General features: G+C 37.7%; 24 protein-coding genes and 1 pseudogene. 21 read left to right on the top strand and 4 right to left on the bottom strand.

Annotated elements, in window-relative coordinates; genetic code table 11:
• Positions 1–49: 49 nt before the first annotated feature.
• A complete protein-coding gene (locus ACM26V_RS02050; RefSeq protein WP_416149805.1) occupies positions 50–1,744 on the bottom strand; it encodes an ABC-ATPase domain-containing protein in 1,695 nt (564 codons plus the stop codon).
• Positions 1,745–1,910: 166 nt separating this feature from the next.
• Here ACM26V_RS02050 and ACM26V_RS02055 point away from each other — a divergent pair, with 166 nt between their 5' ends.
• From ACM26V_RS02055 to dhaM, 10 genes are all read left to right on the top strand, one after another.
• The gene (locus ACM26V_RS02055; RefSeq protein ID WP_416149806.1) at positions 1,911–2,594 is read left to right on the top strand and encodes a DUF4397 domain-containing protein; all 684 of its coding nucleotides are present in this window, start codon (positions 1,911–1,913) and stop codon (positions 2,592–2,594) included.
• A 434-nt stretch (positions 2,595–3,028) separates the two neighbouring features.
• A complete protein-coding gene (locus ACM26V_RS02060; protein WP_416149807.1) occupies positions 3,029–4,210 on the top strand; it encodes an alpha/beta hydrolase in 1,182 nt (393 codons plus the stop codon).
• 38 nt (positions 4,211–4,248) lie between these two features.
• Positions 4,249–4,761, top strand: a complete 513-nt coding sequence (locus ACM26V_RS02065; RefSeq protein ID WP_416149808.1) for a hypothetical protein — start codon at positions 4,249–4,251, stop codon at positions 4,759–4,761.
• 39 nt (positions 4,762–4,800) lie between these two features.
• Positions 4,801–5,964, top strand: a complete 1,164-nt coding sequence (locus ACM26V_RS02070; RefSeq protein WP_416149809.1) for an aminotransferase A — start codon at positions 4,801–4,803, stop codon at positions 5,962–5,964.
• A 218-nt stretch (positions 5,965–6,182) separates the two neighbouring features.
• Positions 6,183–9,020: a 2-oxoglutarate dehydrogenase E1 component gene (locus tag ACM26V_RS02075; RefSeq protein WP_416149810.1), complete on the top strand. Its 2,838-nt coding sequence runs from the start codon at positions 6,183–6,185 to the stop codon at positions 9,018–9,020.
• Between the two features lie 17 nt (positions 9,021–9,037).
• Entirely contained in the window at positions 9,038–10,315 is a 1,278-nt protein-coding gene (gene odhB / locus ACM26V_RS02080; protein ID WP_416149811.1) for a 2-oxoglutarate dehydrogenase complex dihydrolipoyllysine-residue succinyltransferase, read from the top strand.
• Between the two features lie 167 nt (positions 10,316–10,482).
• Entirely contained in the window at positions 10,483–11,970 is a 1,488-nt protein-coding gene (locus tag ACM26V_RS02085) for a phytoene desaturase family protein (RefSeq protein ID WP_416149812.1), read from the top strand.
• Positions 11,971–12,032: 62 nt separating this feature from the next.
• Positions 12,033–13,028 (top strand): dihydroxyacetone kinase subunit DhaK, encoded by a 996-nt coding sequence (gene dhaK, locus ACM26V_RS02090; protein ID WP_416149813.1) that lies wholly within the window; start codon positions 12,033–12,035, stop codon positions 13,026–13,028.
• Between the two features lie 37 nt (positions 13,029–13,065).
• Positions 13,066–13,689, top strand: a complete 624-nt coding sequence (dhaL, locus tag ACM26V_RS02095) for a dihydroxyacetone kinase subunit DhaL (RefSeq protein ID WP_416149814.1) — start codon at positions 13,066–13,068, stop codon at positions 13,687–13,689.
• Between the two features lies 1 nt (position 13,690).
• Positions 13,691–14,089, top strand: coding sequence for a dihydroxyacetone kinase phosphoryl donor subunit DhaM (gene dhaM / locus ACM26V_RS02100; protein ID WP_416149815.1), 399 nt, complete (start codon positions 13,691–13,693; stop codon positions 14,087–14,089).
• Between the two features lie 100 nt (positions 14,090–14,189).
• Here dhaM and ACM26V_RS02105 read toward each other — a convergent pair whose 3' ends face one another.
• On the bottom strand, positions 14,190–15,164 hold the full coding sequence (locus ACM26V_RS02105; protein WP_416149816.1) for an NAD(P)/FAD-dependent oxidoreductase: 975 nt from the start codon (positions 15,162–15,164) through the stop codon (positions 14,190–14,192).
• 319 nt (positions 15,165–15,483) lie between these two features.
• Between ACM26V_RS02105 and ACM26V_RS02110 the strand changes: the two genes are divergently transcribed.
• Positions 15,484–15,642, top strand: a complete 159-nt coding sequence (locus ACM26V_RS02110; protein WP_416149817.1) for a hypothetical protein — start codon at positions 15,484–15,486, stop codon at positions 15,640–15,642.
• Here the strand turns inward: ACM26V_RS02110 and ACM26V_RS02115 are convergent.
• Positions 15,620–16,429, bottom strand: coding sequence for a LysM peptidoglycan-binding domain-containing protein (locus tag ACM26V_RS02115; protein WP_416149818.1), 810 nt, complete (start codon positions 16,427–16,429; stop codon positions 15,620–15,622). The two genes, ACM26V_RS02110 and ACM26V_RS02115, sit on opposite strands and share 23 nt — an antisense overlap.
• A gap of 179 nt (positions 16,430–16,608) precedes the next feature.
• Here ACM26V_RS02115 and ACM26V_RS02120 point away from each other — a divergent pair, with 179 nt between their 5' ends.
• From ACM26V_RS02120 to ACM26V_RS02165, 10 genes and pseudogenes are all read left to right on the top strand, one after another.
• On the top strand, positions 16,609–17,124 hold the full coding sequence (locus ACM26V_RS02120; RefSeq protein WP_416149819.1) for a GNAT family N-acetyltransferase: 516 nt from the start codon (positions 16,609–16,611) through the stop codon (positions 17,122–17,124).
• A gap of 3 nt (positions 17,125–17,127) precedes the next feature.
• Entirely contained in the window at positions 17,128–17,850 is a 723-nt protein-coding gene (locus ACM26V_RS02125) for an HAD family hydrolase (protein WP_416149820.1), read from the top strand.
• Positions 17,851–17,884: 34 nt separating this feature from the next.
• Positions 17,885–19,117 carry a DUF418 domain-containing protein gene (locus ACM26V_RS02130; RefSeq protein WP_416149821.1) on the top strand — a complete coding sequence of 411 codons (1,233 nt, stop codon included), beginning with the start codon at positions 17,885–17,887 and terminating at the stop codon, positions 19,115–19,117.
• A 177-nt stretch (positions 19,118–19,294) separates the two neighbouring features.
• On the top strand, positions 19,295–19,540 hold the full coding sequence (locus tag ACM26V_RS02135; RefSeq protein ID WP_416151770.1) for a histidine phosphatase family protein: 246 nt from the start codon (positions 19,295–19,297) through the stop codon (positions 19,538–19,540).
• A gap of 18 nt (positions 19,541–19,558) precedes the next feature.
• Positions 19,559–20,269, top strand: a complete 711-nt coding sequence (locus ACM26V_RS02140; RefSeq protein WP_416149822.1) for a class I SAM-dependent methyltransferase — start codon at positions 19,559–19,561, stop codon at positions 20,267–20,269.
• A gap of 112 nt (positions 20,270–20,381) precedes the next feature.
• The gene (locus ACM26V_RS02145) at positions 20,382–20,903 is read left to right on the top strand and encodes a hypothetical protein (RefSeq protein ID WP_416149823.1); all 522 of its coding nucleotides are present in this window, start codon (positions 20,382–20,384) and stop codon (positions 20,901–20,903) included.
• A gap of 158 nt (positions 20,904–21,061) precedes the next feature.
• A pseudogene (locus tag ACM26V_RS02150) lies at positions 21,062–21,250 on the top strand (IS200/IS605 family transposase); the annotation flags it as partial.
• A 208-nt stretch (positions 21,251–21,458) separates the two neighbouring features.
• A complete protein-coding gene (locus ACM26V_RS02155) occupies positions 21,459–21,989 on the top strand; it encodes a GNAT family N-acetyltransferase (protein ID WP_416149824.1) in 531 nt (176 codons plus the stop codon).
• Between the two features lie 182 nt (positions 21,990–22,171).
• Entirely contained in the window at positions 22,172–22,948 is a 777-nt protein-coding gene (locus tag ACM26V_RS02160; RefSeq protein ID WP_416149825.1) for an alpha/beta hydrolase, read from the top strand.
• Between the two features lie 258 nt (positions 22,949–23,206).
• Positions 23,207–23,353, top strand: a complete 147-nt coding sequence (locus tag ACM26V_RS02165) for a hypothetical protein (protein WP_416149826.1) — start codon at positions 23,207–23,209, stop codon at positions 23,351–23,353.
• A gap of 87 nt (positions 23,354–23,440) precedes the next feature.
• Here ACM26V_RS02165 and ACM26V_RS02170 read toward each other — a convergent pair whose 3' ends face one another.
• Positions 23,441–25,288: an LTA synthase family protein gene (locus ACM26V_RS02170; RefSeq protein WP_416149827.1), complete on the bottom strand. Its 1,848-nt coding sequence runs from the start codon at positions 25,286–25,288 to the stop codon at positions 23,441–23,443.
• Positions 25,289–25,395 lie beyond the last annotated feature (107 nt).

Consider the following 25,395-nt stretch of genomic DNA (forward strand, 5'->3'; position numbering starts at 1 on the left):
TACTACTAAGGTGGATTACTTACCTAAGTAGTAGCGAATCAACAAATAGCTAGCGTGTTTCTAATCGAATCCTGTTAAATGCTGCTGCAACTTCGAGTTTACGTGGTAAGGCAAAGTCGCCAGGGTGCTGATTAACAAAAGCTGATAAAGAATCAATACCATTTTTTTCAATGTTTGAATAAAGTTTGTCTATCGTTGCTTTTAATTCCGTCGGGCCGTTTGTGTCCTTGACGGTTTTTTTAATCATCTGGGCGATTGCTCGCGTTTGGCTTGCGTCAACCAACTGCGCAACATCATTCAAAATAATGTTGCTATTTCCGATTCTAATAGTGTGAAGACCTTTCCCATCAACTTTTTCTTTTCTGTCTAAAAGCTTAGAGATTGCTTGTCGTTGGACATGCCGTGATTGCTGAAGTTCGATGAAACTTGAACCTTCAGCCGTTCGCGTAGTTTTCATATCACGGGCTAAACTTTTTGCTTCTTCCGTTTTATCCACAGGTTGGTATTCGTCCATCATAATAATGTGGTCGGCAACATCGAAGTAATCACCAGAACCACCTAATACAAGAACCGTAGAAACACCATGGTCATCATAAAGGGTTCGAACACGATCGATAAACGGAGTGATCGGTTCTTTCGTTTTTTTGACTAATTGTTGCATACGCCCGTCACGAATCATAAAATTTGTTGCGCTTGTATCCTCATCGATCAGAAGAGTGTTGGCTTTCATTTCTAGAGCTTCAACGATATTAGCGGCTTGAGATGTACTTCCACTTGCATCTTGAGATGAGAAATCCGTCGTTTTTTTACCAAAGGGCAAATCATTAATAAAAGCAGAAATATTTACATGACTGACACTCCGTCCGTCTTCGGAGCGGATTTTCATCGCAGTGTCATCTGTGATTACATATTCTCTTCCATCGTCTAATTGATGATTGTAGACACCTCTTTCGATAGCCTGAAGCAGCGTACTCTTACCATGGTAACCCCCGCCAATAATCAAGCTGATCCCTTTATTCACTCCCATACCTACAATGGTTTTTCCGGAAGGAAGCTCGATCGAAACTTGATAGTTTTCTGGACTTTGGAAAGAGATGACATCCTTTCCACTCAGCGGTTTGTCGCTTATTCCGCTTTTCCTTGGGAGAATTGCATTATTTGCTACGAAAGCAATTAAGTTCCTCTTCTTTAATTGTCGACGTATTTCCGTCTGATCATCAGTTAATTGGATCGCTTCTTTCAAACGGTTGCGATCGTAGTTAGCGACCGTATTCGTTGCAATTTCAGGGGCGATTCGGCCTAAGAGTGTTGCAGCTTGGTGGCCAAGAATGCGTCGACCTTGTGCAGGTAGTCCAACAGATAGTCGAAATTCGATTCCAGATTCGTTGATTTTAACTGCCGTTCGGTCAATCACCTCTTGGCCAGGTTGATCTATGAAGACCATGCCACTTTTTCCCGTTCCGTGGACCGGATTCTTTGTTTTGACGAGTTGCTTTGAAAACTCATTGGCAAAAAAATGCTTGCATGCAACGAGACGCTCATTTGTATTAAATTGTGTCGATCTGATATCCAAGTGTTTCATAGGAATAAATATTCGAATTCTCGATGGTGCTGCAAAAGGGTCTCCCTGGACATAGTCTACAAACAAAGTAAACAGATCTCCATGGTAAGTGCCTTGAATTGATTTCAAAGAACGGTAGGACTTTCCATCTAATTTCTTTAATGATTCTAGTAATTTTTCCATTTAATTAACCATCCTCGCTTAAAAATTTAATTGGTTGTTTGTGTATGACGGTTTAGTTATAACCTCTCCGACTTTTTATCAAACATTTTAGACTGATATACGTACATATAAAGGTAATAAATTGGACAGGATAACCTTGTCAAATACAAAAATAGGAGTGAAATAAGTGAGAAAACGAATCGTGATGTTGTTTACATTAACTGCTTTTGTAATGATGCTGGTGACGCCTTTAACAATTAGTGCTGAAGCTAATCAAGACACGAGTGGTGCAAAAGTTCGCGTATTGCATGCGTCTCCAGATGCACCAGCAGTTGATGTTTATGTTAACAAAGATAAAATCATAAGTGGAATGAAATTTAAAGAATTAAGCGAATACTTACCACTCGATGAAGGAAGTTACGACATAAAGATTTTTGCGGCAGGAAGCAAACCGAAGAAATCTGACCCTGTTTTAGAAGAAAATCTTACGTTCATGGCTGGAGAAGCTTATACATTAGCCGCAAGTGGTAAATTAAACGATCTAGCCCTTACTGAATTTAGTGATGATTTAACGACTGTAGATGATGAGGCAAAATTAAGAGTAATTCATCTATCTCCCGATGCACCGAAAGTCGATGTCTTTTCAATAGACACTCCTTTATTTACGGATGTAGGTTACGAAAAGGCAACCGAGTATCAGAATTTGCCAGAAGGGGAATATTCGGTAGACATCCGGCCAGCAGGACAAGATAAAGCAATATTTAATGTACCAAATATTCAACTGAAAAAAGGTGAGAATTATACAGCTATCGCCGTAGGTTTACTAAAAGGTGACCCAGCCTTTGACCTAATTTTAGCAAAAGATCAATAACTATTCTAAAAAAGAAGGGGGCCGATAAACATCTATCGGCCTCCTTCTTTTCTCAATAAAAAAATTTCACGCTGACAATTAAAGTATCAGCCAAACAACTCAGTTATTAAAACCTATTAGAAAATAGTGTTTTAGAATGACTTTCACAATGGTACACTTTTTTCAGGGGAAGTAAGTAAAATAATACATAATTATAAAAATTATTATTAGTGCTGCTGCAGGTGAATAAAACAGTGGAACCAGCTTTAAATTATGGAACATTAATCAATTTTTAATACTCACATAGCCTTATGAATAGGAAGCTAAATCGAGAATAATGGTAATTCATTCTTCTTTGATACTATCAACCGAAAATGGTTTATAATTAAACTTAATAGTATGTCAAAGTGAAAAACGTATTCAGGTAATTTCGATGTTGGGAGGGGCAGGACAACATGAGATGGGGCAAACCGTTTTTTAAACATCTTTTTTTAATAAGCTCATTAGGTGTAGCCGTGCTATTGATAATCATATCGTTATCTGTATATTTATGGCAATCGACAGAAGAAGGAAGACTTCCGGCAAAAACAGCAGTTGTTCTCCATGCCATTAATAATAACTTAGTTGACCTGGATATTAACATAACCCCCCCTCGCATCGTTTCAGGAGGAGGTGGCGGTGGGGGATCGCCTCTATTAAAAGAAGATTTATTTATTCCTGTGCAAGGAGATGTGCAAATTCCTATGAGAATGTACCGCCCCCAAGGAGAAGGACCATTTCCGATCATTATGTACTATCATGGTGGTGCATTTCTTAAAGGTTACGGAAACATTGAGACGCATGACAACATTATTCGTTCATTAGCTTCAAGGACAAATAGTATTGTGTTAGCACCCGGGTATCGCCTTGCACCAGAGTATATATTCCCTGCTGCTGTAGAAGATAGCTATTCAGCATTAACATGGGCAGTGGATCATGCAGATACGTTTCATGGGGACGTGGATCGAATCAGTGTTGTTGGAGATAGCGCTGGTGGAAACATTGCTACAGTGACAGCAATGATGGCGCGAGATCGAAATGGTCCAGATATCATCTCGCAAGTATTACTCTATCCATTAACGACGTTCCAAGATGTTCCATTGGAATCGCGAGAAATTTACGATAGTGGCTATTATTTATTGTCAAGGCAGGTCATGTATCGGGCGAGAGATCAATACACTCCAGACGAATTAATGTGGGCGAATCCTTATTCTTCCCCTTTACATGCTGACGATTTAAGTGATTTGCCGCCAACGCTAATCATTACGGCCGAATTCGACCCTTTACGCGATGAAGGTGAGGCTTATGCGGAGCGGTTAGCTGAATTTGATGTTCCGGTGCGAGCAACTAGATATCGTGGCGTCATGCATGCATTCATCTCCTTTTACGAAATCATGCAAAGCGGTCGGTACGGTTTACAAGAAATGTCTAGTTTTTTAAGGCAAGCTAATCAAGATACGCTTCAAATCACTGATCAATACCAATTGCAAGTTCGCCAGCCTCCCCAAGGATTGGACCGAGTCAGAGAACAAACAGAAGCTTTTGCGATTGCCGCATATTTAATAGGCCGTTCGGGAGCAGATCTATTGAATGAGTAGCGGACGTTTTATTATGAAGGATGGAGGAGAGTCGTGCAATGGATCGTAAATTAGCTATCCCTATTAATATATTTGCTAGTTTTCTGTTATTGTTCGTGTTTGTTTACTTTGGATATTACGTCTACGTGGGGATCTTCTGGGGTTTTAGCGAAAGGTTGCTCATGCTACTAGTTTCTGATAGCGTTTTTTCGCTTTTTGTGCCGGCTGCAATCGGGATTCTTTTACGAAAGACGTGGTCATGGTGGTTTACGATGAGTATTTTTGTTCAATTGTTTATATCTAAAGTCATTGCGATTGCGGCTACTGTTTTTCTGCTTGTTTCTGGTTCTGTCGCAGAACCTTTACAAGGATCAAATGTATTGGTTGAAATTCTCTATTTAGTCATGTATCTTATCGTAATTGTAAGCTTTTCTCTTTCGCAAATACGAAAAATTTTCAAAGTTAATAAATCATTTATTGAATGGTTTTGGAAAGTATTTTTAATTGCAATTGCAATTTATCTCGTTCACTTTACCCTAACAATACTCACAATGTCACTTAATCCTTATTGAGCTACACAAAAAATGAATAACTATGGAGGCATTTGAAATATGGAATCAAAATTAAATTCAAACGTAAAAAATATTGAATTATCAGGTATTCGTCAATTTTTCAATCGAGTGCAAGCCTATCCAGAAGCAGTTCAATTAACGTTGGGGCAGCCTGATTTCGATACACCTGATCACGTAAAGCAAGCAGCCAAAAAGGCGATCGATCAAAATCAAACGAGGTATACAGCAAATGCTGGATTAATGGAGCTTCGTACATACACAAGTGAATTTATTAAGAAAAAATACATGCTAGATTATAATCCAGTTGATGAAATCATCGTGACAACTGGTGCTTCCCAAGGCATTGATGTCACGATGAGGTCAATTCTAGAACCGGGAGATGAAGTATTAATTCCAGCACCTGTGTATCCAGCATACGAACCGATTATCCGATTGTGTGGAGCGGTCCCTATCTTTATTGACACGAGAGAAACGAATTTTGTCGTGACTACAGAGCAAATAAGACGGCATCAAACGAAGCGGACAAAAGCACTTATCCTTTCATATCCATCAAATCCTACAGGTGCGGTATTAACGAATGATCAATTAATGGAATTATCTACATATTTAAATAAACAAGATTTATTTGTCGTTGCTGATGAGATTTATTCTGAATTAAATTATGACCGACCCCATCAATCGATTGCCTCGTTTCCAGGCATGAGAGAAAGAACGATTGTCATCAATGGCCTAAGCAAGTCGCATTCAATGACAGGTTGGAGAATCGGTTTTATTTTTTCACCTAGAGAGATTAGTAAACATATGATTAAAGTTCACCAATATAATGTTAGTTGCGCGAGCTCTATTTCACAATATGCTGCGTTAGAAGCGATGAAATACGGGCAAGACGATTCGCTAGATATGAAATCAGAATATCAAAAAAGAAGAGATTTCATGATAAGACGTTTGGAAGAAATCGGACTTCCAACGAATTCACCCTCAGGCGCGTTTTACGTATTTCCCTCTATTAAGAAGTCTGGGGTTACATCATTTGAGTTTGCATTGAAATTACTCGAAGAAGAAAAGCTTGCAGTTGTTCCCGGAGATGCTTTTTCTTATTTGGGCGAAGGTTACGTTCGCTTGTCATATGCCTATCGAATAGAAGAATTAGAAGAGGCACTTCTGCGATTAGAATCTTTTTGGAGAAGAATAACTTCCTCATAGTTATGGTTTTAACATATAAAAAAATACGATTGATTTTTTTATGAGTGGGAAAGATGACTGTATGACAGTCATTCCTAGAGAAATATGTCATTTCTTAAAACAAACCCTTTGAGGAAAGACAAGGATAGTGATAAAATAGCCTTGCAAACGGTTTTGCCCTATCAACATAGTGAAAAACGAAATGTAGTACATATTTATTATCAATGGAGGTTAAGGACATGGCAAATCAGTCTATTCGATTGAGTGAAGGCTGGTCACAATTTTATGGACCCAATCTAGGGTACATGCTAGAAAAATATGAAGAGTATACGTTGGACCCTGATTCGGTAGAAGAAGAATTAACGAATTTTTTCGATCAATGGGGTGCATACGAAGAAGGAGAAGAAAAACAACAAAAAACACTTGGAAATCAAGAGGTGAATTTAGCGAATAACAATAGCTATTACACGGCAATCAATGCAATGAAGCTTGCTGAATCAATTCGTCGCAATGGGCATTTAATGGCGGATATTTCTCCAATTGAATTAGAAGATAAACCAAACATTTTTGATCTTGAACGGTTCGAATTAACAGAAGAAGAATTAAAGAAAGTTCCACCAGAATTACTTTCGCCTCACTACTATCGCTCTTTAAAGAATGGATTGGAAGCGATTGAGCACTTAAAAGGAATCTATACAAAAAAGCAAGCGTTTGAATTCAACCAAGTTCACGATATTGATGAGCGGAAATGGTTGTTTCAAAAAGTCGAGTCTGGTGATTATTTACCACCATTATCAGATGATAAAAAGCGTAAATTACTTGAACGTTTAAATAAAGTGGAAGGTTTTGAACATTATATCCACAAAACTTTCAAAGGACAAAAACGCTTCTCAATTGAAGGTTTAGACACGATGGTGCCAATGCTTGATGAGGTTGTTCGTGAATCTGTTGAGGACGGAACGGAAAAATTGATGATTGGTATGGCACACAGAGGACGTTTGAATGTACTTGCACACGTTTTAGGGAAACCATACGAGATGATATTTTCCGAATTTCATGACGCACCTAACAAAGATTTGGTTCCTTCTGAAGGTTCGGTAGGGATTAACTACGGTTGGACTGGAGATGTAAAGTATCATCTTGGAGCAGACAGGGAAATCACAGAGGATAAATCTAATGCGACGATCACCTTAGCGAATAATCCTAGTCACTTAGAGTTTGTCAATCCTGTTGTAGAAGGATCGACGCGTGCAGCTCAAGACGATCGTTCAAAGCCTGGTCTTCCAACTCAATCAATTTATAAATCTTTGACCATTTCCATTCATGGAGATGCCGCTTTCCCGGGGCAAGGCATTGTTGCAGAGACATTGAATTTAAGTCAATTGAATGGGTATACAACAGGTGGAACGATACATATCATCGCAAATAACATGATTGGTTTCACGACGGTGAGTGGAGACTCAAGATCGACAAAATATGCTAGTGATTTAGCAAAAGGTTATGAAATCCCAGTTATTCATGTAAATGCTGACGATCCTGAGGCCTGTATTGCCACGATACATTTAGCTTATTTGTATCGCAAGGAATTTGCCAAAGATATAGTGATCGATTTGATTGGTTATCGTAGATATGGTCATAATGAAATGGATGAACCTCTGGCAACACAACCAAGACTTTATAAAAAAATACAGGCTCATCCAACGATTTTTGAGCTATATGGAAAGAAACTGTCCACGGAAAAGTTAGTTGAGGAAACATATAATCAGCAAATTCGTGATGAGTTTAACGCTAGGCTCGACAGTCACTTTGAAAACATAAAAAATAACAAGCGAGATACAATTGATGAAATGATGGTGCCACCAGCTTATGTTCGAAGTACTTTAGACGGTATTGAAACGAAGGTTCCGTTAAAAACATTACGACAGTTAAATGATGATCTTTTAGCGTTTCCAGATGAATTTAATGTTTTCCCTAAATTGGAAAAAATCTTAAAACGTCGAATTGCCTCTTTTCAACAAGACGGTAAAATTGATTGGGGATTAGCTGAGACATTGGCGTTCGCAACGATTTTATCAGACGGAATTCCAATTCGGATGACAGGTCAAGATTCCGAGCGAGGGACTTTCTCGCAACGGCATATTGTCTTACATGATTATGAATCTGATAATATTTATTCACCTCTGCATACATTGCCGTCAGCAAAAGCTTCTTTCGCAATCCATAATAGCCCATTATCAGAAGCGGCGTGTGTAGGTTTTGAATATGGCTATAACGTACAATCTCCAGAAACGTTGACAATATGGGAAGCACAATACGGTGATTTTTCCAACGGTGCACAAGTAATCTTTGACCAGTTTATTTCAAGTGGTCGAGCAAAATGGGGACAGAAATCTGGACTTGTATTATTGTTGCCACATGGCTATGAAGGGCAAGGACCAGAACACTCAAGCGGGAGAATGGAACGGTTTTTGACGTTGGCAGCTGAAAATAACTGGCATGTGGCAAACTTGACAAAAGCAAGTCAATACTTTCATTTGTTGCGCAGACAGGCAAAATTATTAAAAGAAAATGAGATTCGTCCGCTAGTGTTAATGGCACCAAAAAGCTTGTTGAGAAATGAAAAAGTTGCTTCTCTTCCTGAAGAGTTAAGTGAAGGGAAATTTGAGCCTATTTTGGAAAATCAGCTTTTAGGAAAAAAGAACGATAGTGTAAAAAGAATTGTATTTTGTTCCGGAAAAGTGTCCGTGGAACTTGATGAAGTGATTAGCGAGAAAGTAGATGACCTCGACTGGATGCATATGGTGAAAGTCGAAGAGATTTATCCTTTTCCAACCAAGAAGATCCAAGAAGTGATGGATCGTTATCCAAATGTCGATGAATATATCTGGTTACAAGAAGAACCACAAAATATGGGAGCTTGGCACTATATTCTTCCTTACTTACAAGAGTTGAGCAGCCATGAAAATCAAGTCACTTTTATTGGCCGGAGACGTCGTTCTAGTACCGCAGAAGGCGATCCCAAAGTACACAAAAAAGACCAGAATAGAATTTTAACCGAAGCAACAACGCGAAACTAAGAAGGGAGATAGAACGAATGTTAGAAGTAGTAGTACCAGAATTAGCAGAATCAGTTACAGAAGGCACCATAGCAGAGTGGTTAAAACAACCGGGGGATTTTGTAGAAAAAGGTGAAGACATCGTCGAATTAGAAACAGATAAAGTGAATGTTGAACTTTCAGCAGATGAAGCAGGTGTTCTTGAGAGTACACTGTTTGAAGCTGGCGATACTGTAAAAGTAGGCGATATCATCGCTAAAATAAATACAAGTGGAAAATCAGAAGCTAAAAGTGATGATTCTGAAAAGAAACCAGAACAAGAGTCGAAACCAGAAGAACAACCTGAAGAAACGAAAGCTCCTTCTGATACGAAGGTCAATAACCAACAGCCTGAGTCAGATTCAAACGACGATCATGAACGACCGCTTGCTTCTCCGTCTGCTCGTAAATATGCACGAGAAAAAGGAATTAGCTTAAGTGACGTGAGTCCAAGAGATCCACTCGGGCGTATCCGTAAAGAAGATATTGATGAACATGGATCGAGGCAGCAATCTTCTAGTAAACAGGCATCGACTGAATCTAAGAAGCCTGAGAAGAAACAAGATGATCCAGCTAAACCAGTAGAAAGAATTCCGATGACTCGTCGTCGTAAAACGATTGCGAAACGTTTAGTAGAAGCACAACAAACTGCGGCGATGTTGACAACGTTCAATGAAGTGGACATGACGAATTTAATGGATCTTCGTAATCGCAGAAAAGATCAGTTCTTAGATGCAAATGGCGTGAAGTTAGGATTTATGTCGTTTTTCACAAAAGCGGTTATCGGTGCATTAAAGAAATATCCAAATGTGAACGCAGAAATTGATGGAGATGATGTCGTCTTAAAGAAATTCTATGACATTGGTATTGCTGTATCAACAGAAGAAGGTTTGGTTGTTCCAGTCGTCCGCAATGCAGATCGTTTGGACTTTGCAGGTATCGAGAGAGAAGTTGGAGAATTAGGGAAAAAAGCCCACGATAAAAAGTTAGCTATAAGCGATCTTACAGGTGGAACATTCACAATTACGAATGGCGGCGTATTTGGTTCGTTATGGTCGACGCCAATCTTAAACGCACCACAAGTTGGTATTCTAGGTATGCATACGATACAGAAGCGTCCGATTGTGATGGAGAATGATGAAATTGAAGTTCGTCCGATGATGTACATTGCATTATCATACGATCATCGAATCATTGACGGGAAAGATGCCGTCCAGTTCCTCGTTAAAGTAAAGCAATTGATTGAAGATCCAGAATCACTTCTTTTGGAAGGATAAAATAATTCATTTTGTTTAGTGAAGAAGCTAGAGGTTGTCCCCATCATTTGGGTGGACAGCCTCTTTTGCATTTATGAGACTTGGTGACTTATTCAATACGAATACTTTGCAAAAATTACTAACCTTTAAGATAATGACTATAAAAGGTAACAAGCGGAGGTATTAAGATGGGGGAAAAGGTAATAGTTGTAGGATCTGGAATAGCAGGACTAACGGCGGGGGCGCTGCTTCAGAAACAAGGATACCACGTTACATTATTTGAAGCTGCTGCAGAATGGGGAGGATGTGCTGGTAAGTTTCAGAGAAGCGATTTTACTTTTCCTGTTGGTGCCACTCTTGGAATGGGATTTGAATTGGACGGGATTCACAAAAAAGTAAATGACCAATTAGATATTCAACTGGAACTTACTGAATTGGAAACAGTGATGGATGTTCGTATCGGAAAAAGGGTTTTTCCATATTATACAAACCGTTCGCGATTTTTAGCGATGTGGGAGAAAGAAGAACCTGATGAATTTATACATATTGCAAATTTTTTCAAAGAAGTGTGGGGAATTGGACGAGGAGTGAGAAAGCATATGCTTCATTATCCGGTGCTGCCTCCGAAATCGAAACAGGAGATATTTGCGTTAGTTAGGGGATTATCACCGAAGTCGGTGGGGTTAATTCCTTATTTTGGTAGGACGCTTGATTCGTTGGTGAAGAAACACAGATTGGAGCATTGTGACACTTTTAGACATTTTATAAACGGTGTTTTGATGGATAGTATGCAGACTTCGTATGAGAAGTGTGAGTTGATGATGGGGGCGACGGCTTTAGATATTTACCATCATCGTGCTTTTTATGTTAAGGGTGGTTTATATCGCGAAGCCGAGGAACTTGTTCAGTCGATCAAAGAAAATGGTGGGACAGTGAAAAAGCCGCGGCGTGTTATTTCGGTTCGTAGGGAAGGGAAAAGTTGGCTAATTTTAGACCACCGAGGTAATGCATACGAAGCTGATCATGTTGTTCTTAATATTCCTTTGGGAGGGATTGGTGATTTACTCGAGCCAAAGGAGTATCAAATCATTAAACCTGCTTTGAAAAAGAAAGAAGATCCGTTGAAACAGTGGGGATCGTTTACGACATACCTTAGTTTGAAAGAAGAAGTGATCCCGGCTAGTACTAATTTGTTCCATCAAGTGATGGTCAATCCAGAAGCAGAACCTACTGGTGCAAACCATTTTTTTATGTCGCTATCTGAAAAAGGTGATCTTCTACGAGCTCCTGATGGGTACCGGACAATGACTGTGTCGACACATATTGATTTAAAAGAATGGCAGACGAAACACGAATACGATGAGCATGCTTCGGTGATTTTAGAAAGTGTGTTGGCAAAATTGGAAGAGATGATGCCGGGCGCGAGAATTGGTTTACGCCATCAATTGACAGGTGGTCCTAGGGCATGGGAAAGATTTGTTCATCGAAATTCTGGTGGTGTAGGAGGATTTTCGCAAACAAAGGCGAATGCTTTATGGAGGGCGGTGCAACATCGAACGAAATTACCAGGGTTATGGTTGTGCGGTGACAATGTGTTTCCTGGTGCTGGCACGGTTGGTGCGACAAGTTCAGGGGTGCACGTGGCTCGATCAATATCTGGAAAACGGCTTGTGTAAATAAATTCTGCAAATAGAGTCTTGGTTTGGTTAATAACTTATTGAAGGAGCGTGGTTTTGTTATGAAAAAAATCTTGAATGACGTGAACGCGGTTGTAGATGAAATGTTAGAAGGAATGGTGGCCGCGCACCCGAAACAATTGAGAAGGATTGAAGGGACTACGGTATTAGTGAGAGTTGATGCACCTATAAAAGGGAAAGTTGGTATGGTTAGTGGTGGAGGTAGCGGTCATGAACCTGCACATGGCGGCTATGTTGGAAAAGGAATGTTGGACGCTGCTGTTGCAGGCGAAGTATTTACTTCTCCAACACCTGACCAAGTTTTTGCAGCAATTAAAGCTGTCGATAGTGGACATGGTGTATTACTGATTATTAAAAACTATACCGGTGATGTGATGAACTTTGAAATGGCAGCTGAATTAGCGGAGGCCGAGGGTATTGACGTGAGACAAGTCGTCGTCAATGATGATGTAGCCGTCGAAGATAGTTCGTTTACGAGTGGTCGAAGAGGAATTGCAGGAACTGTTTTAGTGCATAAAATTGCTGGAGCACTGGCTGAAACCGGTGCAAATTTACTAGAGGTCGAGGCCGTTGCGAACAAAGTGATTAAAAATGTGAAATCTATGGGGATGTCACTAAGTCCTGCTACTGTTCCAGCAGCAGGAAAGCCAGGTTTTACGCTTGGAGAAAATGAAATGGAGATTGGCACAGGAATTCATGGTGAACCTGGTATTGAGAGAAAAGAAATTTTTCAGGCAAATGATCTGGTTGACACGTTATTTACTAAAATAAATGATGATTTGCAATTGATTCCCGGGGAGGATGTTGCGGTGCTCATCAACGGGCTTGGATCAACGCCATTGATGGAATTGTACATTATGAATCATACACTTAGCCATATTTTAAAAGAAAAAGGGTTAAATGTGTCGGAAACGATTGTTGGTGAATGGATGACTTCGTTAGAGATGGGCGGCGCATCTGTAACTATTCTGAGGTTAGATGATCAGTTGGAAGAATTGCTTTGTGCACCAGCAGATACGGTTGCATTTAAAAGATAATTGAATTTGCTTTATTATGGAATTGAGGGGGCAGAGAATGAGTTTAACAATTGAGTCAACTGTAACGTGGTTTAGAAAATTTGATGAGAAAATACAAGCAAATAAAAATACATTGACGGACTTAGATCAATCAATCGGTGATGGAGACCATGGAATAAATATGTCAAGAGGATTAACTGAAGTCATTAAAACGCTTGAGGGTAAGTCGTTCGATACGCTTGGAGAGTTGAGCAAAGCAGTAGCGATGACAATGATCGGAAAAGTGGGTGGAGCTGCGGGCCCCTTGTATGGTTCGGCGTTTCTGAAAATGAGCATAAAAATGGGGACAAATATAAAGTTATCTGATGTAGAATTATTGGATGTGTTGAAAGAGGGAGAACAAGCGATTATCCATCGTGGTAAATCGTCAGTTGGGGAAAAAACGATGGTTGATGTGTGGAGTCCATTATTGGCTGAATTCGCTGAAACATCAGCTATTAACTGGGAAGAATTTAAGACGCTAGCACATAAAAACATGCTAGCTACGAAAGAACTTCATGCGAAGAAAGGGCGGGCTGCTTATTTAGGAGAACGCTCTGTTGGACACATTGATCCTGGTGCAATGTCCAGCTATCTTCTTTTTGAAAGTTTGGCAGAAACGATGATAGAGGGAGGGCATTAAATTGGATTATGTAAGTCTCGTATTTGTTTCGCACAGTGCAGACATTGTAAAGGGGTTGAAAGCTCTTTTGTATGAAATGCAACCGGCAGTGACGATTGGAATAGCCGGTGGAGAAGAAGATGGAGGGATAGGGACAAATGCGTTTGATATTAAAACGGCACTTGAGTCCGTTCACTCACCAAAAGGAACAGTTATTTTATTTGATCTTGGAAGTGCATTAATCAACGCCGAGCTAGCGATAGAAATGCTCGCCGATCCATTAAATATTAGAATTGCTGACGCTCCGTTACTAGAAGGTGGTTACAGTGCTGTTGTTGAGGCAGGATTCGGAAGTGATGTCGATAAAGTCGTTGAGGCGGCGGAAAAAGCGAAGGAAATGCAAAAAGTACATCGATCATAATGTAACAATCAGTATTTTCAGTTTTTAACCACCTAATTAGTCTAGTGATAAAAACGTATTAAGATGAAAAATGCTCAGAGAAAGAATCTCTGAGCATTTTTTAAATCGATAATAATCGTTTATGGATAGCTTCTCCTGCACGGATTCCTGATAGAATTGCACTCTCCACTCTTGTTCGTCCACTAGTATCATCTGTCATCAAAAAGCTGTCACCGGCAATATAGATAGGGTAGTTATCCAATTTCAAGAAAGGTTCATCATATACGTGAGATGCTTCAGCATATCGCCAACGTTTCAACTGGACGTCATTAATCATCTCGCTACGGACAGTATTGGGCGTAATGATATCGACAAGCTGATTTATAATCGATTCGTCTTGATCCATAAAACGTTCAGCACTCCATTCTCCAGTCATGTATACAGATAAAATCGGAGAAAGAGAGATTCCCTTTTCGTCGTTAGCGACGATTTTATCTACACCAGAAGGCAAATTATTAGAGATGATACCTTTTTCACCTATATTTATCGGGCTTTTAAGGCTAATCAGTCCAACAAAAGCAGGATTGAAATGTGAAGTGGCAAGATTCCGCTCGATTTCTTCCTTCAATAGTAAAGGTGACTGCTGAAGTAATGAAAGTGTTTGCGGGACTGGAGCAGTGATAATTGTTGCGTCTGATTTAAATGAATGACCTTGTGCTGTTTCTAACGTTACTGATGAAGAAGTTGATTCTATTTTTACAACTTGTTCATTTAGTTTGATGGACAGATCACTTGCAAGATTTTTAACAAATGGGTTCATGCCATTTGTGCCAGCATAGCGAGGATAATCGTTTCCGAACCAACGCTGAATCCAGCCTTTTTCAAGCCATTCATTTGCTAGTGTTTGTAATTCTTTTGAACGAACTGTGAAAAACTGCGCCCCATGATCAGCATGTCCAGATCCGATTCGTCTTGTCGCCATTCGTCCACCAACACTGCGACTTTTTTCTATGATCACAGAGTTATGGCCATAACCTCGTAACGTTTTTGCAGCAAAAATACCAGAAAGACCCCCACCAATAATCGAAACATCCATCTTAAGCAACTCCCATCTAATCATATCTATCTTCTTATGGTAGTGGTTTATTAACAGGAATGCACATGATTTGCTTCGACAGAACCAGCGACAGAACGAAATTTGATGAGGAGAAAAGAATCTAGCAAAATTCTGTTTTCAAATTCTGTTCATGATAATGAGATTAAATCGTTAAAAATAGGAACCTTAGCACAAGAAATATCGTATCAATAGAGCAATGCAATTTATTTAATGACTTGTTATAATCAACGCTATAAATATCATGATTAATAAGAGAAATGAAAATCAGTTTAAATAGAAAAAAACGGAGGTGAAATAAATGGATCAATCATTTTATGTTGGGTGGGGCACATTGACATTGATCAATGCAGGTATTGCCCAAGGGAAAAATAGGTCTGGTCTTAATTGGTTTTTGCTATCAATCTTTTTAGGACCTTTAGCGACTTTTATCCTCGTCATTGCTGAAAAGAAACATTAATTTGTACTAAATCTTGAATCGATCCATCTTTCGCACTTCTTGTATAAACTTGCAGTTCTCCTGTTGAAGCAGTAGGTTCCCTGTCAAATGAGATAGTATCTTGGAATCTCCCATAATTGGGGCCAGCAAATTCTGCTGTAGTGAAGGTTTCCTCCATGACTTCAACTTCATTATCATCGATCAAACGATATAAGACATTAGCTTCAAATGCTCTTGCATATCCCTTTATCATCGTGTTGTCGTGGACCATCATTCCCGGTACAGGTTGATAGACAACGATATTCTCTGAAACTGGAATTGGAATGATTAACTTAATTCCTTCATAGATTAAATCGGGTGAAATACTCGGTCTGAAACTATTTGCTGCTAGAATGTATTCTATTGGCACGCCAGTTTGTTGCGAAATTGATGCAATCGAGTCTCCAGATTCTACATCGTAAGTAAAAGCAGGAATACGTATTTGTTGATTTGGGAGAATGATGTTTGGGTTTTGGATGTTTGAATTTGTACCAGCTAACAGCGTAGCTTCAGAAGAAAAACGTTGTGCTAAAGCTCCTAGTGTATCGCCGGGCTGAATGACATAAAGGGTTTCGAGAGGATCGACATACATTCTAGGAATGACTAATACTTGCCCTGGAAAAATCACAAAGGGGTCCGTAAATGGTGGATAAATTCCATTTGCTTGAACAATTCTATTTACGTCACTTTCGTAGCGAACGGCAAGGCTGTAAATTGTATCTCCTGGTTGTACAGTATGAATAATGTGTGTTCCCCATTGAAAAGCCATGGTTATCGCTCCTTCATAGTCAAAGTCTCGTCATTAATGCTTATGATAGGGAAGTAAGATCTTATGCAAAAAAAAACAAATTGCTGTGAAAAATATGGTAAAATAAAACAAGTTCGTCTCAATAATAGACGAGTTGTGAAACATGAAAAACGAAATTTTCTTACAGCGAGGAGTAAGGCATGCGTATTAGACAAGTTGATAAGTCAGACACAGACCAATTTAAAGAAATGGTTGAATTGATTGATGGAGAATCAGCATTTATGCTCTATCAAAAAGGTGAAAGAAATATGACTACAAATCAATTCGAATCTATGATTACATCATTTGTAAGTCAACCTAATTCTACTATTTTGGTAGTGGAAGAGAATAGGAAGTTATTAGGATATGTAATGGCAGTTGGTGGGAAAGTAGCCAGAAAAAAACACACGGCATCGATTGTATTAGGGGTGGTCCAGCATCACATTGGCAGAGGAGTCGGTACATATCTTATGCAGTCGATAGAAAAATGGGCAAATGAAAATGGTGTGACAAGACTCGAATTAACAACGATGGTACATAACGAACTTGCATTAGCCTTATATAAAAAAATGGGATTTGAAGTGGAAGGATTAAGACGACAATCATTTATCATCGACGGTACGGGCGTGGATGAATATTATCTAGCAAAATTACTAAACAGCGAACGGGGATTGTGACATATGACAAAAGTGATTCTATTTGATTTAGACGGTACATTATTACCAATGGACACAGAAAGATTTGTAGAAACGTATATTCGGGAGTTAGCTGGAAGGGTTTCTCATATCGTAGAGCCAGAAACCTTTGTAAAAGCACTATGGGGTGGAACAAAAGCGATGATGAAGAATCTAGACGCTTTTAAAACGAATGAGAAAGTTTTTGAAGAAACGTTTTTATCGATGACAGATTTGAATAAAGAAGAGATTTGGCCAACATTAGACGATTTTTATGAAACTGTCTTTCCAACATTTTCACACCTATGCGAACCGACACCATTAGGTAGAGAAGTGGTTGAGGTCGCGATTGAACAGGGGTACCGTGTCGCTGTAGCTACGAACCCTGTTTTTCCGAAGTCTGCGATTTACCATCGGTTAACATGGGCAAACGTAGCCGACCTTCCTTTTGAATTAGTGACCGTCTATGAAGACAGTTTCTACACAAAACCGCATAAACAATACTATCAGCACATTTGCGAAAAACTTGATGTACCTGCTGTAGACTGTGTAATGGTCGGCAATGATAAACAAGAAGATATGGCAGCCTCACAAATTGGCATGAAGACGTTTCTTGTAGATGGATGTGTGATTGATCGCGGACAACCTGATTTTCCAGTTGATGAACAAGGATCGTTGCAAGAATTGATCCGAATGTTAAACGCTCAGGCAAGTATTTTTCAGAAGTAAGTGGATTGAGAAAAAACTTAATAGGGAGGTTGTCATGGAAAATAAACAATATTCAACCCCAGTGTCTGAACAAGAGCGAGTTCATGAACTAGATATGATTCGCGGTTTTGCTTTGTTAGGAATACTGATTGCAAACATGCCGATATTTGCTTCACCAGCGATTTACTTAGCATTAACAGGCGAAACATGGTGGATTGAGAGTTGGCATGTATTTGCAGATTTTATCATTCAATTTTTTGCTTCCTCAAAATTTTTCACGATGTTTTCGTTTTTGTTTGGGTTAGGATTTGTGATTTTCTTGCAGAGAGCAACGGAGAAAGTTTCAAATCCAAAGAAGTTGTTTCTGAAAAGGCTGTTCTATTTATTTCTAATTGGATTGGTCCACGCGTTCGGGATTTGGTATGGTGATATTTTAGTCATATATGCGATCACGGGTGTGTTTTTACTGTTGTTTTATAATAGAAAACCAAAAACAGTGCTAATTTGGGCGTTTGCGCTTATCCTGATACCCGCTGCTTTTATGTCGTTCATGGGCTTGGTTATATACTTATTAGGCGATTTAATGCCAGCAGATACGGGAATGACAGCAACAGGGATGCAAATGTTAGAACAATCTGTCGCTGCTTATGGATCAGGATCAATAGCAGATATATTTGCGCAACGTGCGACGGACTATCTATTTCTATTTGGTGATTCTTTATTAATGGCGCCAATTGTGCTTGGTATGTTTTTATTTGGTGTTTATGTCGCAAAGAAAGGCATTCACCAAAATATTGAAAACAATCTTCCATTTTTTCGTAAAGTATGGGTATGGAGTTTGGCAATTGGTTTACCATTTAACGTCATTTTTGTTTATAGTTACTTTGAACAAGGAGCGGACTTATCCGCGTACATGATGACTCATTTTGTCGGGATGATTATCGGAGGACCAGCTTTGTGCTTCTTTTACATGACTTCGATTATTTTACTGAGCCGTGTTCAAGGATGGAAGAAATTCTTTAATCCATTACGTGCAGTTGGACGGACAGCTTTAAGTAACTACTTGCTTCAATCGATTGTATCGACGCTGATTTTCTATAACTATGGTTTAGGATTTTACGGTGAGATTGGACCACTTTATTGGTTAGTTATTGTTGCAATCTTATTCGGACTACAAATTTGGATCAGCAATATTTGGGTGAAGAAATTCAGGTTTGGCCCAGCGGAGTGGCTGTGGAAAAGTTTAACATATGGCAAACGGCAACCGTTTGTAATAAAAGAAAAATAACAAATATCCTTTTGAAAAATCATATATTATTGTGAATTAATGTTAACTGACAATGTGCTACATGTAGTAGCACATTGTTTTTAATCGAGTTGGTTTTTTGGAGAGGAAACTTAAAATAGTAGTTTAATTTGCCGACTAAATCGCTTAAGGAACAGAGTTGTAAAATTTTTAAGCAAGATACAAGAAAAATTTACTTCAGGAAATATACTTATTGTTACTCATGCAGTTGTAATAAAAATATTATTAGCTTGTTGTAAGAACCACCCCATAGAAAAATTATGGGAACTTTCCTTCATTCACAGTACGAGTCTTACAATAATTGAGTTATATGAAGATTATCACTTAGTTGTGGAAAGTGATTTTTCACATGAATGTAGGGAAAAAGGAGTATTGATAAATGATTATAAAACTACATTTCAATAATCTGAAGGAGGGAATTTAATGAGAAATTCTCCTGTAGATATTTATAATAAGTTAGCTAATACATATCAAAACGATGTTGATGAAAATAGTCCTTATAACGCTTATTATGAACGCCCAGCTATGATGACAGCTTTGCCCCACCAATTGAAGAGTAAAAAGGTGCTTGATGCGGGTTGTTCGGCTGGATGGTATTCTTCTCAATTATTGCAACAAGGGGCAGAAGTTACTGGTATAGACGTAAGTCCTGAGATGATTAGAGTAGCGAAGCAACGTTTAGGAGAAGAAGCGACATTGCTTTGTCACGATCTTCAAGAAAGCCTTCCGTTTAAGAATGATTCATTTGATGTGATCGTAAGTTCGCTTACGCTCCATTACATAAAGAATTGGACTTACACATTTCAAGAATTTAATCGCATTCTAAAAGCAGGCGGAACCTTATTATTTTCGGTTCATCATCCATTTATGGACTATACAAGACATAATTGCGAGGATTACTTTAAAACCCAATCCTTAACAGAAACCTGGAACAAACCTAATATTACTATTGATGTAAGTTTTTACAGAAGACCTTTACAAAGCATCCTAAATGAAACTACGCAATTTTTCAATCTCGATAAACTGATTGAACCCCAACCGCAAGAAAAGATTAAAGAAATGAAAGAAAAATCTTATCACTATCTTATGACCAGCCCTCATTTTCTAATAGTAAAAGCTTCATCAAAAAAGTAGTTTGTGTTTCTTGTCTCCTCCAATCGGACACGATTGTGACGCTAAAGGTGAGTTTAACTTAACACAGGATACGAAACAAAAATACAGTATCTATAGAGGTGGACGGGAAAATATGAAAAAGATATACATAGTTGGAATTGTAGCGAGTGGTAAGTCAACTCTTGCAAAACAAATATCTAAAAAGATAAATATACCTTGGTATGAATTGGATAGTATAGTTCACAAAAAAACAAAAGATGCAAGATATAAACTTACTCCATCTGAACAAGTTGACATAATCAATGACATTGATGAAAAAGGAAAATGGATTTTTGAAGGAACTGACCGTGAATCGTATCGTTGCTTATTTGAAATGGCAGACACAATCATTTTTCTTGATACACCACTTTGGAAGCGAAAGATGAGAATTCTAATTCGGTTTTTAAAGCAGAATCTTGGTTTTGAAAAGTGTGAGTACAAACCAGATATTACTATGTTAAAAATGATGTATAAATGGACACGAGACTTTGAAAGAAACAGAGAAATTTTTGAAGAGAGGTTAGATTTATATAAAAATAAAGTGATTAGGCTATCAGATACTAAAAACTTAGATTCTTCTATATTGCATTTGACCTATACAAATCGCACAGGGTAAGTCGAAGGATTTTCATAAGAACTATTTCAACTAACGAGCAAGTTAACTTTAAGAAGGTAATGTAAGGTCAATTAAAGAAACGTAGTTTAGTCCAGTTAAATAATGACTTGTATAATTATAATAGAAAAAAGGTGGATTATTGTTCTATGATTAAAGGTATATTTGAAACTCACATTAATGTGAGAAACTATCAAAAATCGGCAAGTTTTTATGAACAAGTGGGCAGAAACAAAAAGCAAATACGAGATTACATTAGAAATCAGCTAAAAGAAGACTATATGGGCGATCAATTAACGTTGTTCGAAGAATATGACCCATTTACAGGCCAGAAAAATAAGAAGAAATAAAGAAATTCTTTAGAATTAGTGTGAGAATGTGGTGCAGGAGGGAAAACCGTTCAGTGGGCCTTTTAGGCCAAGGCCGGTAAGAGAGGCTTTCAGCCGCAGAGCAAACCACCAGTTCACACCGGTGGTTTTGATTTCAACAAAACAAACGGAGGAAATGACCATAAAGAAGTGAATTATCTTCCAAAAGCAGTTTATGTGAGGTGATATTATGTTGTTCCAAAATAAGAATTTAAGAGTTCGTAAATTGGAAATAAAGGATAATTACCTTTTAGCAAATTGGCTTTCGGACCCAACATTACTTCAATTTTATGAAGGAAGGGACAACCGTTTTGATTTAAACAAAGTTAATAAAGTTTTTTATGATATCGATGATAATGAAGTTAAATGTATTGTAGAGTTTGATGGTAATGAGATAGGATATATCCAATTCTATAAATTAGATGATGAAACGAAAAAAGAATATGGTTATCTTGATAAAAATATTTATGGCACAGATCAATTTATAGGTGAAGTAGAGTATTGGAATAAAGGAATTGGAACATTACTTGTTACATCTATGGTTAAATTCTTAATCGAGCACAAAAAAGCAGACCGAGTAGTTATGGACCCTCAAACAAGAAATACGAGGGCTATAAAATGTTATGAGAAAAGTGGTTTTAAAAAAGTTAGAATACTCCCAAAACATGAGCTTCACGAAGGGATATATCAAGATTGTTGGTTGATTGAATACCATAAGTGAATTATCTCTTCTTAAAAGAAATGGAAAAGCGTTAGTGAAAAAATCGTACCTCTTATTATGGCGCTATCGTGGAGTTTATGTAAAGAGAGTGAGTTAGAAATCATTAAGAGATATACCATATGCATTATCATATGATTGGTGGTCGTCAATTAAAATGGGAGTGTAATCGGAGGACAGGATATATGATAGAAAAATTCATAGTTAATATGAGAGCATTAAACCGAGAAAGAATGATAAGAGTTTGTCTTCCAGAAGGATATGAACAATCTGATAAGGCGTATCCTGTTTTGTATATGCACGATGCACAAAATTTGTACCGAGATGAAGATTCATTTTTTGGCACCAGTTGGCGAATGATTAATTGCCTTAAACGGAGTGGTTTAGAACTTATCGTGGTTGGCATTGATTGTAATGGAGAAGGGACCAAACGATTCGATGAAATGGGACCTTGGATAAGTGATAAAAATATTAATAGAATGTTATCAATAGATGAATCGATTAATTTAGGGGGCGAGGGTGAGCAATATATTGATTTTATTGTCAAAGAATTAAAACCAGATATTGATAAAAAATACAGAACAATCAGTGAAGATACAGCGATGGCTGGGAGTTCATCAGGTGGGTTTATTACAACATATGCTGTTTGTAAGTATCCATCTGTGTTTAAACGATCAGCCTCGCTTTCTCCTGCATATTGGCTTAGTCAAAAAGAAATAGAAGAATTGGCTGAAAAAACTGATTTAACGAATGTAAAGAAATTTTATTCCGATGTGGGAACAGAGGAACAAGTAGTACATTTTGGACCAATAGAGTATCTCAATTCCAATCTTTCTTTTAAAAAAGTGCTTAATAAAAAGAATATCGATTATCGTTTTGAAACTGTTGAAGGTGGTGTTCATAATGAAGTTTCTTGGAGAGAGCGGTTTCCAGATATTCTTAGATACTTATATAAAGATTAATAATAGGCTTTTTTAGCTAACAGATTAATAAGATTTTGACTGAAGGATTGTGGATATGTAGGAGGAAAAGAGGATTTAAGCAAATGTTTATTATATTGGTAAAAAATAGGGGCGTAGTAATGCGGTTTTGGAGGGGGTGGGGCGACAAGTTTATATTGTTGCTGAACACCGTTTAAGCTATAAATATTTATTTTTCGCGCATAATTATTCTACCTTTACTAAACCTATTTTTATGACCGTTTGAAGGAGGAATGAAAAGTGAAGAAACGAAACCCAGAGAAAAATGCTGCTTTGACGAATAACAACACACCTGATGAAAGCTTGCCTGATCACAATGAAGAACATCCGATTTCACACAATCGTGAAAGCGAAAAATCACTTCGCAAACGTAAAAAAAGTTTATAAGAAGCTATTTGCAAAAATATTATAAAGTGTGATTCGCCTGGCTTATGAAACTGTAAGCCAGGCATTTTTGATAAGTATACAGTGCATTCAGTTATTAAAGCGAAATAAGTCTCCATAAATAATCATATCAGAGTAATCTAGATTTTTATTTACCCTTTCTATATAAGGTTCACATAAATAAAAATCAGTAGGTTCTCCAGATTTTTTTAAGTAGCAAGTATTTCCGGTGTAAACTAATTCATCAGAAACGAAGCTCCCATCTCTTCGGAAAACGAACGCTTCATGTTCTTCAGAGAATAAGTTATCTCCAAATATGATTTGATCTGTTAAGTCAATACCTAATAAATGGAGCAATGTTGGACGAAAGTCAACTTGTCCTGACACAGTTGTGATCGTTTCTCCTTCTATTCCTGGAATGTGGATAATAAGCGGTACTTTCTGAAGTTCTAATTCGGTAAAAGCAGTCACTTTTTTATTCAAGTATGTTGACATCGCCCGGTTGTGATTCGATGAGATTCCATCATGATCTCCATAAATGATTATGATAGATTCCTCGTAAAGTTTTGTATTTTTTAATTCTTCAAACAAAATCTTGATCGATTCATCCATATACCTGACAGTAGGGAAATACTTATTTAATGTTCGGCTGTTAGAATCATATCGATCAATATACATGTCTTCTTCACCTAACTCAAAAGGAAAGTGATTCGTTAAAGAAATCAGATTTGCATAGAAAGGCTGAGGCATTTCAAGTAAATGGTCAACTGATTGTTTCATAAAATCGATATCTTTTAACCCCCAACCAATACTATTGTCAGGGGTCACCTGATAATCTAGTTGTGTATAGAAACGCTGATAACCTAACTGATTGTACATAATATCTCTATTCCAGAAACTACCATTATTTGCATGTAACGAAGATGTGTAGTATCCATAAGTGTTGAGGATTTCCGGAAGAGCATCATACTCGTTATTTGGATGGGAAAAGAAAACGGCCCCTCTTGATGGTGGAAATAACGAATTATTTACGATAAATTCTGCATCTGAAGATTTTCCTTGGGCAGTTTGGTGATAAAATTCATTAAAGTAAAAGCTCTCATCAATTAATTCATTTAAAAATGGAGTGATTTCTTCGTTATTCACTGTTTGATTGATCACAAAGTTTTGCAATGATTCAGCAGCAACAACAATAATATTTTTACCTTCAGCAATCCCATGTAAATCGTTATCTGCAATTTTGTGCTCTTTGCTAATTGAATTTTTAATTTCTATGAATTCGTCTTCAGAAGCAAACATGCGGTGAGCTCTAGCATTTGTATGCAAAATGGTATCGTAGATGTGAAAGTTGTAAATTCCAATATTTTTCACCAATAATTCTCTGTCAAAGGAACGGACTAACAATTGTGGTCTTTCAATGTGTGCGAGACACAAATGTATGACTGTGATGAGGATTAATAGAGTAACAAAAGGCTGAATGAATGATAATTTAAATTTTAACTCTAGTTGCTTACTTGAGTTATCAGTTGCATAAAGAAGAATTGTAATTACGATTATATCAATGAAATAAGTTAGGTCGGACCATTTAATAATTGTTATAATACTTGATATTAGTTCCGAAGCATGAGTACGTAACGCAAATAGTGAAAGGGTAATGAAATCTGTGAACGCGCGATAATAAATGATATTTGCATAAAGAATCAATGAGATAACTGTCATGAATAGTAATAGATAGGCTACTTGTTTAGAATACTTTCTTGTGCTTACCCAAATCATGCCAACCATTAAGATAGGTAAAGGATTTAACAAAAGGATGACCAACTGATTTAGATTCTCTAACGAAATTTGAAACTCAGTTAAACCGATATAGATGGTTTTAATCCAAAGTAAGAATATAGCTATAAACACAATAAATTGACGTTGTGAGACTTCTTTCACAATACTTCCCCCATTAATTTAAAACCTTGTGTGCAATATATAAAGAGTAGATTTGAAAATAACTTTGTCATTGAAATTTGCTAAAAGTATCAACGAGCAATTCGCTC

This window comes from Salipaludibacillus sp. HK11 (assembly GCF_047795645.1).
Lineage (GTDB): Bacteria > Bacillota > Bacilli > Bacillales > Salisediminibacteriaceae > Salipaludibacillus.

Excerpts from the sequence above, each read along its gene's own strand:
- dhaL (WP_416149814.1), top strand. The coding sequence starts at position 13,066 with ATGAGTTTAACAATTGAGTCAACTGTAACGTGGTTTAGAAAATTTGAT.
- ACM26V_RS02125 (WP_416149820.1), top strand. The coding sequence starts at position 17,128 with ATGACAAAAGTGATTCTATTTGATTTAGACGGTACATTATTACCAATG.
- ACM26V_RS02160 (WP_416149825.1), top strand. The coding sequence starts at position 22,172 with ATGATAGAAAAATTCATAGTTAATATGAGAGCATTAAACCGAGAAAGA.
- ACM26V_RS02115 (WP_416149818.1), bottom strand. The coding sequence starts at position 16,429 with ATGGCTTTTCAATGGGGAACACACATTATTCATACTGTACAACCAGGA.
- ACM26V_RS02105 (WP_416149816.1), bottom strand. The coding sequence starts at position 15,164 with ATGGATGTTTCGATTATTGGTGGGGGTCTTTCTGGTATTTTTGCTGCA.
- odhB (WP_416149811.1), top strand. The coding sequence starts at position 9,038 with ATGTTAGAAGTAGTAGTACCAGAATTAGCAGAATCAGTTACAGAAGGC.
- ACM26V_RS02060 (WP_416149807.1), top strand. The coding sequence starts at position 3,029 with ATGAGATGGGGCAAACCGTTTTTTAAACATCTTTTTTTAATAAGCTCA.
- dhaK (WP_416149813.1), top strand. The coding sequence starts at position 12,033 with ATGAAAAAAATCTTGAATGACGTGAACGCGGTTGTAGATGAAATGTTA.
- ACM26V_RS02110 (WP_416149817.1), top strand. The coding sequence starts at position 15,484 with ATGGATCAATCATTTTATGTTGGGTGGGGCACATTGACATTGATCAAT.
- ACM26V_RS02145 (WP_416149823.1), top strand. The coding sequence starts at position 20,382 with ATGAAAAAGATATACATAGTTGGAATTGTAGCGAGTGGTAAGTCAACT.
- ACM26V_RS02050 (WP_416149805.1), bottom strand. The coding sequence starts at position 1,744 with ATGGAAAAATTACTAGAATCATTAAAGAAATTAGATGGAAAGTCCTAC.
- ACM26V_RS02120 (WP_416149819.1), top strand. The coding sequence starts at position 16,609 with ATGCGTATTAGACAAGTTGATAAGTCAGACACAGACCAATTTAAAGAA.
- ACM26V_RS02065 (WP_416149808.1), top strand. The coding sequence starts at position 4,249 with ATGGATCGTAAATTAGCTATCCCTATTAATATATTTGCTAGTTTTCTG.
- ACM26V_RS02140 (WP_416149822.1), top strand. The coding sequence starts at position 19,559 with ATGAGAAATTCTCCTGTAGATATTTATAATAAGTTAGCTAATACATAT.
- ACM26V_RS02070 (WP_416149809.1), top strand. The coding sequence starts at position 4,801 with ATGGAATCAAAATTAAATTCAAACGTAAAAAATATTGAATTATCAGGT.
- ACM26V_RS02155 (WP_416149824.1), top strand. The coding sequence starts at position 21,459 with ATGTTGTTCCAAAATAAGAATTTAAGAGTTCGTAAATTGGAAATAAAG.
- ACM26V_RS02085 (WP_416149812.1), top strand. The coding sequence starts at position 10,483 with ATGGGGGAAAAGGTAATAGTTGTAGGATCTGGAATAGCAGGACTAACG.
- ACM26V_RS02130 (WP_416149821.1), top strand. The coding sequence starts at position 17,885 with ATGGAAAATAAACAATATTCAACCCCAGTGTCTGAACAAGAGCGAGTT.
- ACM26V_RS02075 (WP_416149810.1), top strand. The coding sequence starts at position 6,183 with ATGGCAAATCAGTCTATTCGATTGAGTGAAGGCTGGTCACAATTTTAT.